General features: G+C 37.8%; 13 protein-coding genes. 4 read left to right on the top strand and 9 right to left on the bottom strand.

All coding sequences use genetic code 11. The features are described from left to right. Positions 1-17: 17 nt before the first annotated feature. The 4 genes from H6G83_RS12285 to H6G83_RS12300 all read right to left on the bottom strand — a co-directional run bounded on the left by H6G83_RS12285 (position 18) and on the right by H6G83_RS12300 (position 5094). Complete coding sequence (locus H6G83_RS12285) at positions 18-449, bottom strand: ASCH domain-containing protein (RefSeq protein ID WP_242044560.1); 432 nt, start codon at positions 447-449, stop codon at positions 18-20. A gap of 43 nt (positions 450-492) precedes the next feature. Continuing rightward, positions 493-2595, bottom strand: coding sequence for a GNAT family N-acetyltransferase (locus H6G83_RS12290; RefSeq protein WP_190472026.1), 2103 nt, complete (start codon positions 2593-2595; stop codon positions 493-495). Between the two features lie 269 nt (positions 2596-2864). Beyond that, complete coding sequence (locus H6G83_RS12295; RefSeq protein WP_190472028.1) at positions 2865-3833, bottom strand: N-acetylglucosamine kinase; 969 nt, start codon at positions 3831-3833, stop codon at positions 2865-2867. Position 3834: 1 nt separating this feature from the next. After that, entirely contained in the window at positions 3835-5094 is a 1260-nt protein-coding gene (locus tag H6G83_RS12300; protein WP_190472031.1) for an MFS transporter, read from the bottom strand. A gap of 481 nt (positions 5095-5575) precedes the next feature. Between H6G83_RS12300 and H6G83_RS12305 the strand changes: the two genes are divergently transcribed. After that, positions 5576-5851 (top strand): GlsB/YeaQ/YmgE family stress response membrane protein, encoded by a 276-nt coding sequence (locus tag H6G83_RS12305; RefSeq protein WP_190472034.1) that lies wholly within the window; start codon positions 5576-5578, stop codon positions 5849-5851. A gap of 355 nt (positions 5852-6206) precedes the next feature. On the opposite strand, the gene H6G83_RS12310 is transcribed toward H6G83_RS12305, so the two are convergent. Further along, positions 6207-6389 (bottom strand): CsbD family protein, encoded by a 183-nt coding sequence (locus tag H6G83_RS12310; protein ID WP_190472038.1) that lies wholly within the window; start codon positions 6387-6389, stop codon positions 6207-6209. Positions 6390-6572: 183 nt separating this feature from the next. Here H6G83_RS12310 and H6G83_RS12315 point away from each other — a divergent pair, with 183 nt between their 5' ends. The 3 genes from H6G83_RS12315 (at position 6573) to H6G83_RS12325 (ending at position 8918) form a co-directional block, all read left to right on the top strand. After that, complete coding sequence (locus H6G83_RS12315) at positions 6573-7457, top strand: TIGR02587 family membrane protein (RefSeq protein ID WP_190472041.1); 885 nt, start codon at positions 6573-6575, stop codon at positions 7455-7457. Then, positions 7454-7852 (top strand): TIGR02588 family protein, encoded by a 399-nt coding sequence (locus H6G83_RS12320; protein WP_190472044.1) that lies wholly within the window; start codon positions 7454-7456, stop codon positions 7850-7852. Before H6G83_RS12315 ends, H6G83_RS12320 begins: the two co-directional genes overlap by 4 nt. Positions 7853-8042: 190 nt before the next feature. Beyond that, a complete protein-coding gene (locus H6G83_RS12325) occupies positions 8043-8918 on the top strand; it encodes an Rpn family recombination-promoting nuclease/putative transposase (protein WP_190472047.1) in 876 nt (291 codons plus the stop codon). A 25-nt stretch (positions 8919-8943) separates the two neighbouring features. On the opposite strand, the gene H6G83_RS12330 is transcribed toward H6G83_RS12325, so the two are convergent. From H6G83_RS12330 to H6G83_RS12345, 4 genes are all read right to left on the bottom strand, one after another. Next, complete coding sequence (locus tag H6G83_RS12330; RefSeq protein WP_190472049.1) at positions 8944-10443, bottom strand: cryptochrome/photolyase family protein; 1500 nt, start codon at positions 10441-10443, stop codon at positions 8944-8946. A 245-nt stretch (positions 10444-10688) separates the two neighbouring features. Further along, positions 10689-10943, bottom strand: coding sequence for a TIGR03643 family protein (locus H6G83_RS12335; RefSeq protein ID WP_190472052.1), 255 nt, complete (start codon positions 10941-10943; stop codon positions 10689-10691). A gap of 98 nt (positions 10944-11041) precedes the next feature. Continuing rightward, complete coding sequence (plsY, locus tag H6G83_RS12340) at positions 11042-11719, bottom strand: glycerol-3-phosphate 1-O-acyltransferase PlsY (protein WP_190472056.1); 678 nt, start codon at positions 11717-11719, stop codon at positions 11042-11044. A 179-nt stretch (positions 11720-11898) separates the two neighbouring features. Continuing rightward, on the bottom strand, positions 11899-14073 hold the full coding sequence (locus tag H6G83_RS12345) for a GumC family protein (RefSeq protein ID WP_190472058.1): 2175 nt from the start codon (positions 14071-14073) through the stop codon (positions 11899-11901). Between the last annotated feature and the right edge of the window lie 43 nt (positions 14074-14116).

Raw genomic sequence — 14116 nt, forward strand, 5'->3', positions numbered from 1 at the left:
AAAGCATCTATTGTTAGCTATTCCATCATAGATTTGAGTATTTTAAACTCACTCTCTTTTAAATAACGATAACTTTGTGGGGGTCGAATTTCAGGTATCCTTTCTCTAAGTTGTGTTAATTCTATCGGTTCTGATAAAGTTTTTATATTTTTCACAAAAATACCCACCATTATTGAAGCACCATTATAATAAGTTTTAAATTCTTTAGAACTAATTCCCGCTATATCTTTAACCTGCTTCCAAAATTTATTTAACTCTTTGGAGGATTTTTGAATTTCTATTTGGACAATATGCCCTACCTCAAAATAACCTACCAGAGCTTTTTTAGGAGACGATACATACACTAAAACCAAATCATTTTTTTCTAATCGAGAGCGAACACGACGAAATTCTATTTGTTTATTTCCAGAAAATATTTTTTCAGCATATTTAGGTTTAACAGAAATCAACAATATATTCTTGTACATTCAATCAGACATTAAAAGCATTCATTTATTTATTAGTATATCCTAAATTATATAACTCAATGAATAGCTCACTATTTATTTTATAAGCTGACTGAAAGGATTCTTTACTATTTATAACTTCTCTGATTTGCCGCAATTCTATAGGATAGTTAAATAATTCTGTATTACTAAATCTGATTGCCATAATATTACCATCATCCAGATTTATTGCCAAAATATCCTCAAACTTATAAATTCCCAACCGTTGAAAGCGTTGATAAAGATTTTTAGGTTCATCGATAATAATTTCATCTACAAAAGAGCAGGCTCGAATAGCACTTACTCCACAGTATTTACCATGTTTACTTGGACTGACATACCATAGAACCCGACATGGAGCCTTTAAACCTCTTGAATTCTTAACAGAGCGATAGTAAACAGCTTCACGGTTAAATGCTAGTTCTATTTTTGAACCGAATAGCGTTTGTTTAGCTAAGTCATAATCAAATAAATCTTTGGCAAATTCTGCTTTTATGGGAATAATAAAGTTAGGTATTTCAGTATCAATGATTTTTAATGGAAAAAAGAATTTCTCAATATTGGCTGAGAGTTGGACATCTTTCATACAATTATTTAAATTAAGGTTGTTAGCAATTTGAAGGCAAAAGTTGTATTCCTGCCCTAAATTAGATGCTAAATTAGCAAGGCGTATTGATAATTGAGACACAGTTTCAACAACTGCTAAGTTTATTTTTAACCATCCATTCTGAACCCTGACAAAATTATCTTCCTGAATAGCGCTGGTAATAGTTTCATCTAACTTTAAGTCTGTAATTTTAGTAGAATGCCGATTTTCGTGGGCAGAACGTAAGATTGATTGAAAAATCAAATGACGTGCTAGTGTGCCAGATAATTGGCTTTTAGAAACTCTTATCAGTGGAATTTCTAGCTCATCTTTTTTATGTTTACCATATACAAATAAAGCCAATGGTTGATTTTGGTTTTCCATAACTACATAACAATCGAACTTTTCTGATTCTGTAAGAAATCGGCGTAATCTCTGTTGAAATTCAGTTCTAGTTTCACCTTGGTTTATACAAATAAAATAATTAGTTAATAAGTCTTCTTGTCCTTTTTGAACTAGGATTTGTTGTAGCAGCGTTCCAGCCAAACGTACAGGTTGATAGTCAGGCTTATTGTGCAGCTCGTCCAATTGAGTAAGCAGTTCATGAGGAGTTAGAACAGACAGCCTAAATCTATCATATATTTTATCTGCAACATTTAGCATAACTGGATTATTAGTTACAAAAATATGAGATTCGGACGCAATAGTTCTCGCTAAATGACGTACATCAAAATCAGAAAAATCTCTGTTTTTTTGAATTAAAAATGACTGTATGACTTGTATTAATTCATCTAAATTTTCGCTTGGAGTCGGCAAGATTAGAAAACGTTTTGCTATTTGTCTTTGTGATTCTCTTTCCTTATCATCAGGAATAAGATTTATGTAGTTAAATATTTCATCAGTTAAGCATATTTCTACTTCTGAATCTAACCAATCAGCTAGTAATACTTTTGATTCTTCACTATTTATATCTTCATTCATGTACAAATCAAAAAAGATACTAGCATCGATAATGATACACAATTTTGATTCAACTTTATCAATGTGGATATTAGAAAATATGTCTGGATGTCCATGATCAAACCACCAAAATTCTAACTTTTTTTTATCCTTACCCCTTCCTTCTTTATCATATTGGTAAACAAATCCTAGCCTTGACCACATACTTGCTAAGTCATAATCACGACGGCAGTGTAAACCAATACCTCTATATTTTTCTTGAGTTATTTGTTTAAGATGTTTGACAAGTAATCGAGCCACTTTTTTGTTTTGATGTTCCTTATTAACGCAAAGATGAACAATCGTGATCCGATCATATGACTCTCGATATAACAAATAGCCAACGCATCCAGCTTCAGGATCAAGTGCTACAAGTATTTGACGTTTTTTTGCACGCTCTGCAAAAGCACCTTTAGGAAAAAACCCAAGGGTTGCGCTATTCAAACGCCATAGTTCTTTAACTGTATCTAAATGTGATGATGTATTATCAATTTCTTCAATTTTTATCGAGCTTTCTTTCACCATTTGTTTTGCACCTTTTTAACTAAGAATTATTTTGCAACTTAAGACTACCAACTAACATTTATCTTATTTAGACAATATGATATGTGTTGGTAGCACAGATTTTGTCTATCTACCTTAAATTACTTAGAGGCTATTAGAATCTAAGAGTTTGAACGTTTTTTCAAGCTAATTAGGAAAAAATGATGTCTAATTGTATCCTACGTTTCCTCATTTATCTCTAAATATGAGTCTGAAGGAATTTTAGCTTTTGAATAATCAATATTATGATATTATTGTCGGCTTATATGTTGCCACCCCAAACTCCCCAAAGCCAATAACCCAGCACCATAAGCAGGTTCATAACGGGGAAAGATTACCTTCACCTGCGGAAACTGATTCACTATAGAAGATGTAAATCTCTCCTGTATCTTGCATCTCCCCAGCCACACACTACCAGTTGTGACTATTTCTAAAGCTGAGTCAGGAGTAAAAATCGCCTCAATAACTGTGGATGTAGCTGTTACCAATTCTCTCACAGCATCATCAATTATATGATTGGCTACTTCATCACCAGAAGCGGCGACTAAATCAACAATGGGTGCTAAAGCAGCTATTTGTTTAACTCCCCATCCTCGCCCATAGATAACTTGTATTAAATCTTCTATATTTTCTAAACTCAACTGCTGTTGAAAAGCTTCTATAAGACTGGTAGATTTTTCCCGCCCATCATAAGATTTTAATGCAGCCTGCATTCCTGCCACAGCAATTTTATAAGCGCTTCCTTCGTCGCCTAAAATATATCCCCAACCGCCAACTCGCTTGGTTTGTCCTTGCTGATTTTGACCGAGAATTATGGAACCAGTACCAACTGCGGCAACAATTCCTACAGAATGACCAATTCCACCAACTAACGCAATTAAAGCATCATTACAAACTACAATATTAGATGGTTGTAAGTTCCAAGTGATAGGTAGAGATTGGTTATCTATTAATCCTTTTACTAAACCTTTGGCTATTTCTATATCTTTGGGACGACCAACGCCTGCTAATCCTAAACATATGGCATCAATTTTGATTGGTTTGCTTAACTTGATAGCCTGACGAATTGCCAATTCAATAGATATCAATGCTGCTTCTGTGCCTATACTTTGATAATTGGCTGCACCTGCTTGACCACGACCAATAACTTGATGTGTATCATCCATTAAAATACACTCTGTTTTACTACCGCCGCCATCTATCCCTAATACATAAGTCATATTAACTAGTTTGCTGTTCGGTTTCTGCTGGTAAGGGAATAAAAAATAGAGAAATCATTCCTGGGATGGTCAGAAGACATACCAGAATAAAAAATAGTGGATATCCTAATAGATTTTGTAGATAACCGCTAATTATTCCAGGTAACATCATACCTAAAGCCATAATACCTGTAGATATGGCAAAGTGAGAAGTTTTATATTCGCCTTGAGAGATGTACATTAAATAAACGCTAAAAGCTGTGAAGCCAAAACCATATCCGAATTGTTCTAAAGAAACTAGAGGATATACTAATGTTAGTCCAGGTTTTGTATAAGCCATGTAGACGTAAAATATATTAGGTAGGTTTAAGGCTAAAGCCATAGGGAATAGACATTTTTTTAACCCATATTTAGCTATTGCTAGTCCTCCTAAAATCCCGCCAACAATTAGGGAGATAACGCCAAATGTGCCGTAAACTAAACCTACATCTGAGGTGGTTAATCCTAAGCCGCCTTTTTCTAGGGTATCTAATAAAAATAAGGAGGCAACTTTTAATAGCATTGCTTCTCCGAATCTATAGAGTAAAATAAATGCTATTATAGCGATAATTTTTGGTTGCTGAAAGTATGCGGTAATGATTTGGAAAAAGGGAATTTTGTTGGTGTTTTCTTGTGGTCTTGGGCTATCTGCTTCTGGTAGGGGTAAAATTAGGCGATCGCCAACCGAAATTACACCTAAAATTACCGCAGCCAAGCCAATAGCTAATGTCCAACTCAGAGGAATATTATTAAGTTTAGCTTCAATTTGTCCCGCTAAAACAACTAAAAGACCAGAGCCAAAAATCACAGCCAGTCTATAAAATAGTGAACGAATACCTACGAAGAATGCTTGTTGTTCTGGAGTTAAAGCTAGTAGGTAAAAGCCATCTGTAGCGATGTCATAAGTTGCAGAAATAAATGCACCTACAGTTAAAGCCGCAAGGGAAATGAAAAAGAAATTGGGTAATTGTAAACTAAACGCCACTAAACCTAAACAAGCAGACATAGCAAATTGTGTATAAATTATCCATCTGCGTTTAGTTGAGTAAATATCGACAACTGGCCCCCAAAACATTTTAATTACCCAAGGTAAGTAAAGAAAACTTGTCCAAAAGGTGATTTGTGCATTGGCTATTCCTAGCTTTTTGTAGAAGATTACAGAAACGGTGTTGATCATGACGTAAGGTACACCGGAGGCAAAATAGAGGATGGGGATATAAGTCCAAGGTGAAGGAGATTTCATGAAAATTTATTAACCTGTTAACAACTTTACATTACAGGCGATCGCTACCAGCATTATGTTAAGCTGTCACGCATCTAAATTGCACATCTTTTCGTCTTAGCTGTTGACTGCTGAAGGTTGACAGTTAACAGTGACTATGCAATTTCAAGGTGTAATTACTTAAATCAGTTATCAGTTACCAGTTATTAGTTTTGACGGCGTATAGTGGGGATAAATAAGTGCCAAAATACCCCTTATACCAATTGATGTGGTGTTGCACCAACGCATTTAAGTACGGGCGGGTTTAGCGGACATATCTGTTTTTATCATGAATTTCTCAATCAACCCGCCCCTACAACTGTTCACTGTTAAAGTGAATTGCTATCTTCAGGGATGAATGTAGTAAATCTATAAAAGTAGATACGATACTTATCTCTTCTGATAGAAGGAAAAACTAAGAGGAATTAATACAGTACTGGTAAGTTTTTAAGCTAATCAAATTATGAACATTATCGCTTGGATTATTCTTGGCTTGATAGCTGGAGCTATAGCTAAAGCCATTTACCCTGGTCGTCAAGGTGGCGGTATTTTGGGAACTATGATTTTGGGTATCATTGGTGCTTTAATTGGTGGCACAATCGTTACCCTGATAGACACGGGAACAATACAATTGACAGCATCAACCCTGAGTATTTCTGGAATAATTGTGGCAATTATTGGCGCTATCGTTGCCATCTTCCTCTGGAATTTAATTACTGGTAGTTCCAGAAGTTACTAGACAAATAATAGCCCCCAAGGTTAGAGATAATTTATAGTAGAGAACAGGGGACAGACTCAAAATCAAGTTATTATGATTCAGTCCTCGCCTATGTGGCAACTGCTATACTCCAAACTAACCTTTGTTATATTAAAAAAATAAACTATAAAAACTCCAAGATTTTATAATTCTTGGAGTTATAAATTATAAGTATTATTAGGTTCTTATCAGCTATAGCATATTTTGGGTAAATGAGGTACAAGCCTAAAACCCAAAACTATGTAGAGACGTTACATGTAACGTCTCTACAGTATTTCACGAATAGCGAAACTGCTGTAATTCATGACATCAGAAGTTTGAGTAACATAAAATGTTATTAGTCAAGAGACTTTTTCAATTCATCCTTGATATTTTCTGTTGTATGAATTACTTGGGCTTCAGCTTGTTTGGCTTTACCCTCTGCCTTGTCTGAAGGATTTCCGCTCAATTCACCAATGGCTTCTTGTATTTTGCCTTCAATATTCTTAGCGGTTGCTTCAATTCTGTTTTCGGTACTCATATTTTTCTATATTTATTCAAATCGTTAACATAAAGTAAGCTACCATTAATTAATTTCATTTGTACCTATCAGAAGAGATATATAAATCTGTATCATCTAATAACTACAGATAGATGCCAATATATGTATGATAATATAAGTTTAGACGCTAAAAACTATTATTAATATAGGTAAATATTAGGAGTGGCTAAAAAACAGCATAGAAGTAGTTGGAAACGAGAGCTAAATGATATTGTACGGGGTACTTGTGGAGGTTTTTTGTTTGGTATCCCACTAATATATACTATGGAAGTATGGTGGATTGGATCGCTGGCAAAACCAAGGCTGATGATGATAGCGATCGCCATAATGTTCATTATAGTTTTCCTACTCAACTATACAGAAGGTTTTCGTAAACGCAGAAATAACTGGCGAGTGGATGAAGCTGCTATAGATACGGTAGAAGCAATGGCGATAGGGTTTGTTTGTTCTGCTTTTATGTTGTGGCTATTGCGAGAAATTACGCTAGAGGCTTCCTTAAAAGAATCTTTGGGTAAAATTGTCTTTGAAAGTGTACCATTTACTCTAGGTGTAGCCTTAGCAAACCAGTTTCTAGGAAATAGTGAACAAGACAATTCAGCATCAGATACTCAGAAAAGAAATAGTATTAGCCAACATAATAATCATGGTTTACACGCCACATTAGCTGATTTGGGTGCAACCGTCATTGGTGCAATTGTCATTGCTTTTAATATCGCTCCCACCGATGAAGTTCCCATGTTAGCCGCCGCTATTTCACCCCCTTGGTTATTAGCATTGATAGCTGCATCTGTTGTAATTTCCTATGCTATTGTTTTTCAAGCTGGTTTTTCCGACCAACAAAAGCGCAGACAGCAAAAGGGAATTTTTCAACGTCCGTTAAGTGAGACAACTATCTCTTATTTAGTATCTTTGCTAGCCAGTGCGATGATGTTATTCTTCTTTCAAAAGGTGACATTTACAGACCCTTGGAGAATGTGGTTAGAACATACTTTAGTCTTGGGTTTACCTGCAACAATTGGCGGTGCGGCTGGTAGGTTAGCAATATGACGCAAACAGAACCAAAACCACAACGTTCTTTAGCTGAGTTGGTAACATTTGCCATAGCTTTATTTATTTTGGCAATTATTATTAGCTTAGTTGGTTACATTTGGGTAAATGAAGATGACCAACCCCCGATTTTATCGGTGAGTCAAAAGCAAATAATTCGGGAAGTCAAGGGACAATTTTATGTCCCGTTTGAAATTGTGAATAATGGCGGAGAAACTGCTGAATCAGTGCAAATTATCGCGGAGTTACAAATTGCTGGTAAGGTTGTAGAAACAGCAGAGCAACAAATTGATTTTTTATCCAGTAGTGAACAGGAAGAGGGAGCTTTTATATTTTCTCAAAACCCGCGTCAAGGGAAATTAATTGTGCGGGTTGCTAGCTATAAGTTGCCATAAGAGAATATAGCTATTCTTATCCTATTTAGGTAGAGGAAAGAATAATTTAACGCAGATGAACGCAGATGAACGCAGATAAATGCAGATGAATTTTTACATCAGCAGACTAGAAAACGCCATATTAAAAAGTTAATTAATTGTGTACCCAATAATTAGGTAATATGGGGACATAGATTTTCTATACTCCTTCATGCGTCGAGATTCAATTTTTTACAAACTGTTTCAACAATGTCCTAATCTGTTGTTTCAACTCATCGCCACACCACCAATTAATGCAGATGCTTATCGATTTGATTCGGTAGCTGTTAAAGAACCAAAATTTGAAATTGATGGGGTGTTTCTTCCGCCAGAAAATGAAGGTGCTGGGGTTGTATATTTCTGCGAGGTACAGTTTCAAAAGGATGAACAGCTTTATGAAAGGGTATTCGCTGAATCTTCATTATATTTCTACCGCAACCGTGCTAAATTTAGCGACTGGCAAGTGGTGATTATTTATCCGTCTCGGAGTGTGGAACAGAGTGATATTTACCCTCATCGCAACTTACTCAATGGAAACCAAGTACATCGGGTGTTTTTAGATGAATTGGGAGATATTCGCCAATTACCTTTATGGGTGGCGCTGATGGTATTAACTACGATAGAAGAAGAAAAAGCACCGGAAACAGCAAGGTATTTGTTAAATAGGACTAACCAAGAAGTATCATCACCAACAGCTAGCGTCATAATAGAAATAATCACTACAATTATGATGTACAGGTTTGAGCAACTAAACCGCAGGGAGGTAGAGTCGATGTTAGGGATAACGCTGAAACAAACCAGAGTTTACCAAGAAATCAAGGAAGAAATCGAAGACGAAGTACGGCAAAAAGCCGAACAAGAGGCTAAAGCAGTGATGGCTAATGCTATTTGCCGACAATTGGCTAAACGACTGGGAGAATTATCTGAAGAAATACGTTCCGCAATTTCTGCTTTACCTTTACCAGCTTTGGCAAATTTGAGTGATGCACTGTTAGATTTTACCAGTTTAGCTGATTTGTCATCTTGGTTAGAGGCTCAACAAAAGTAGCGATCGCTATTTCCCCATACAATAATTAACAATTATCATGCCAATCCTGTGCTTGTGTGCGAATAGATTGTAATTCTTCCGTAGACATTTTATCTAAATTTTTTAAAATAAAGCTCATCCGTCCTTGTTTTTGTAACTTTTCACGGTGTCTATCCAAAAAATTCCAATAGAAAAAGTTAAATGGACAAGCATTGTTACCAATTCGTTCTTTATGACTATATGTGCAGTTTTTGCAATAGTCACTCATCTTATTGATATAGTTAGCAGATGCCCCATAAGGCTTTGATGCTAACATTCCCCCATCAGCAAATAAACCCATCCCAATCACATTTGTTTGCATTACCCAATCATAACCATCAATAAAAGTGGCATGAAACCAATTTTCTACTTCTTGGGGTGAAATTCCGGCAATTAAAGCAAAATTACTCAACACCATTAATCTTTGGATATGATGGGCGTATCCTGTGCGTTGCAATTGGCTAAAAATTTGCTGTAAACAATTCATTTTGGTTTTACCTGTCCAGAAAAATTCCGGTAAAGGTTGGGTATGATTAAACCAATTTTTATGAGGATATTCTGCATCTACATAGTGATAAACACCACGCATATATTCTCGCCAACCCAACACCTGACGAATAAAACCCTCAACACTATTTAAAGGTAATTGCTGTTGTTGATAAGCTGTTTCGGCTGCTTTAATTACTTCTAAAGGATGGAGTAAACCAAGATTGAGGTAAGGAGAAATCATGGCGTGCCACATCGTTTCTTCTCCTGTTATCATTGCATCTTGATAGGGGCCAAAATCAGCTAAACGATATTGAATAAACCAATCTAAAACTTGCAGTGCTTGTTGACTTGTTACACCCCAACGAAATGGTTCTACTTCTCCAAAGGTGGGGACGGAAAGAGATTTAACTTTAGCTATCACATCTAATGTAATTTTATCTGGCTCAAACCATTGTGTCGGGGGTGTATGTAACTTACCCTTTGGTGGTTGACGGTTCTCTTTATCTAAATTCCACTGTCCCCCGACTGGTTTATCTTCTGCCATTAAAATTTGCCAGCGCCTTCTACCTTCTCGGTAAAAATCTTCCATTAATAGGCGCTGACGATTTTTAGCCCAACTATTAAATTGTTCTGTAGTCCACAAAAAATGATTATTAGGAATTAAGCTAATTTTACAAGGTATTTGTAAATTTTGAATTATCTTTAAGAAAGGGCGATCGCTCGGAGTCATCACCCGTAATTCAGTAATTTGATTTGCCTGCACCCATGCTTGTAACGGTGTAGCAAAATCCTCAGCTATTTCATAGCTAACAGCATATTTCTTTTGCCGCAATTCCTCAGCAAAATGTCGCATCGCTGACCATAATAAAACCAGCTTTTGCTGATGATAAGGGCGAGTTTGGATATGTTGTATTGACTCAATAAAAATTACAGGCAAATTTTCTTGTTGATCACAGCTTTGTAATGCTGCTTGTTGTTCCCAAAGTTGATCGCCTAATATCCAAACTCCAACTGTCATATCATCTTTGTTTAAATACTTATCATATCATGGGGGTTGGTAATGGGTAATGGGCAAAACAATTACCTATTACCAAGCAGACCAAAGATATCGTTAGTAGCGATAATTGGTCTCATATTTAAAGTTATACCAATTCTTTATGAATTTGAGCCAAATACATGATGTAGAGATTGGCATACCAATCTCTACAGTGAGAATAACGCGCATCTATGGCTACGCCAGACAAGCTACATCAAGAAACGGTATTATGTTTTTTGATTATCTGATTTGAACCTACCCGCGACAAATTCTCGTTTAGCTAAATGCTTGGTTTTACGTTGAGTAACTCGTTCTCGCCACATCCGAAAACTTGATTCTTTCATCTCACGTTTCATCAGGGCAATTACCTGTTTCTCCAGAAGTCCAAATTGTGCTTCAATGGCATCAAAAGGGGTTCTATCTTCCCAAGCCATTTCAATGATGCGGTCTATGGTTTCAGTATCTAATTCTGGTAGTTTCATGGAATTGGGGACTGGGGGAAAGGGGAAAGGGGAAAGGGGAAGGGAAGAAGTCTTTAACCACTGACAACTGATAACTGATAACTGATAACTGTCAACTGTCAACTGTCAACTGACTCTGTTGTGAGTTTTTGCCCAATTTTGGGTTCTGTACCTGCAAGCAAGCGTTCGATGTTGGTGCGGTGGCGCAAGATGACATACAAGCCGCCAGCTACACCAAATAAAATGTAGGGTAAGGGTTGCTGCAAAAATACCATCACAATAGAAACTGCGATCGCTCCGGCAATGGAACTGAGTGATACAATCCTTGATATCGCTACTACAACGGCAAATACACCAAAGGTAGCTAAACCTACTTGCCAATTCATGGCTAACAAAATTCCTAAACTGGTAGCGACAGATTTACCACCTGTAAAGCCTAAGAAAATCGATTTACTATGTCCCAGGATGGCGGCTATACCTGCTAAAATTACTAACCAAGGTTGCCACAGTGTCACATCCACTGTTTCGGGTATCAGGTTTTGGCTAGTGGCGAAGTTAAATAAATAGTAAACTAAGGCGATCGCTAATACTCCCTTTAAGCAATCTATTCCTAAAACGAATGCTCCAGGGCCTTTACCCAAAGTTCTCAGAACATTGGTTGCGCCAGTGGAACCTGAACCCACCTCCCGAATATCAATACCTTTGAGTTGTTTCACAGCAATATAACCTGTGGGGAAAGAACCCAACAGATACGCCACAATTACCACCGCACCACACAGACTTAACCAAAAACCCATAATTAATTCACCAAAGTTATCAGTTATCAGTTATCAGTTATCAGTTATCAGTTATCAGTTATCAGTTATCAGTTATCAGTTATCAGTTATCAGTTATCAGTTATCAGTTATCAGTTATCAGGTTATTTCCCCAGTCCCCAGTCCCCAGTCCCCAGTCCCCAGTCCCCAGTCCCCAGTCCCTAATTGTTACTAACAGCTACAGAAATTTCTGATTCATCATTTACATTTACAGGTGTGGTATCGACAAATTCAGCCGATGGTGGTATGGAAACGGTAATATCAGCACCGTTGATGATCACTCCTAGTAGTCCGAGTTCTGCTTCTACTAATTGATCAATGGCTTCAGCCATCATATTTTCTTGTGTGTAGTTAACTCTTGATACCAGTACTATACCATCGCTGTAGGGCTGAATTAGCAAAGGGTCATTAGATACACTTAATGAAGGAGTATCCAGTATTACTAAATCATACCTTTCTCGCACATCTTCCATGAGTCGCCGCATCTCGCTTGATTCTAAAATAGCCGCAGATTGACGCACAGGCCCAGGGCTAGGAATGATGTATAAATTTTCTACTTCAGGAACTAAGCGGATACATTCACTTAAGTTGCCGTAATAACGTAGGGGTTCAAGAGTAGCATCTTCATCAGGAGCAATTCTCAAGGATGAACAACGCGAGGGCGATCGCAAATCTGTTTCGATGATTAAGGTTCTTTTCCCAGCACGGGCGGAGGCTACACCCAAGTTGTAAGCTGTGGTTGTTTTCCCTTCCCGGCTCATGGTACTAGTCACCAAAAGCACCTTTAAATTTCTGCCACTAATGCGCTGCAAGTTACTGCGGACTTTTTCATAAAACTCTAAATACAGAGAATCAGGGGAAAGAATGACGGGTAAAGCTTCTGGTGGTAGATCCTCCACTGGTAATAGTGGTACTTCTCCCAGCATTGCCACTTCCCGTTGTTTGAGGCTGTCTTTGATGGCTTCTCTGGTGCGGAGTGTGCCTTCCAAAGTACCCAACAAGAATATTACCCCACCACCGACTATCAATCCTAAGAAACCACCTACCGCCAAAGTTAAAGGTACACTTTTTGGTTTCTTGAGATCAGTGCCGACGACGGGGGTTTGAGCGATGCTAAAGCTGCTCACCGTTTCGGCTTCGGCGGTTTGAGCGTCGGTGAGCTTGGCTTGCATTTGATCGTAAACTGCTTTTTTGAGTCCGACTTCCTGTTCTAAACGCGATCGCTCTAATTGTTTGTTTGGTATTTGAGAATATTCTTGCCGCAATCGTTGTTCGTCGCGGATTTGTTGTAATAATTGTTGTTGCAGCGTTTCTTTTTGAGTTTGCAAAGCCACCATTTGGTTAGCTAGCTGCTGTCTGGCTGGATCGAGACTGCTTTGGGTGCGGATACCAGTCACACTTTCCGCCAAGGGGGCTGTAGTACCACCGCCACCAATTACTTCCGCCGCCCGTTGTTGGAGTAATTCTTCAGATGCTTGTTTTTGACGCTGCAACTGAACCATATTTGGGTGTTCTGGTCGCAAATCTTTCCGCAGTAGGGCGATTTGTGATTCTGTTTGATAGATTTGCGATCGCAAGTTGGCAATGATCGGATCAGCACTTAAAGCCGAAGCGACATAAGATTGGCTGACATTTAAGCCTAATTTATCTTGTAGGCTGGCAATTTGCGCCTCAATCCCCGTAATTGTTTGGCGAATTGTCCGTTGCTGATTTTGACTATTGGTAACAGCACCTAGTAGACTACCATTTTCTGCGGCTAATATTGCTGGACGTTCGCGGCGATCATACTGTTCTAATCTTTTTTCTGCCGCTTGTAGCTCAGACCTAACCTGCGGTATGCGTTCATTAATCTTGCCAATAATAGCTTTCAATCGCCCAGTATTAATATCACTACTGAGCTTCACCATTGCCTGCATCAGTTCCTGCAATACTTCCTGCGATCGCTTGGCATCAGTATCTTTATATGCTAAACCAATCAGATTTGATTCTAATTCTCCGGTACGTGGGTTTCTTTTTGGTGGTGTAATTGCCACATTAGCAGCAATAGTTCTAGCAGGAACTCCCACCTTGGCTGACACACCTTCGATCACCTGATTTGATAGGAGAACTTGCTGGTTTAATTCCTGACCTTGTTGTTGAATTTCACTACCTGTAGTCGAAAATGATACTGGGGGTCGAGAGTAAGTCAGTGAACCGCTTGCGGTGTATGTCGGCGCTGGTTCTGGTTGGATCGCCACAACTGTTGACCCCGCTACAACTAAAGCAAAGCTGGCTAATCCAATCCATTTATATTTTTCAAAAGCAATTATGTAGCTTTTAACAATTGGTGGGGTCATAGAACAGGCATATAAAAATAATGAAAATTTATGTGGTCAAGGG

Origin of the sequence: Anabaena azotica FACHB-119, from assembly GCF_014697625.1 — a bacterium.
Lineage (GTDB): Bacteria > Cyanobacteriota > Cyanobacteriia > Cyanobacteriales > Nostocaceae > Trichormus > Trichormus azoticus_A.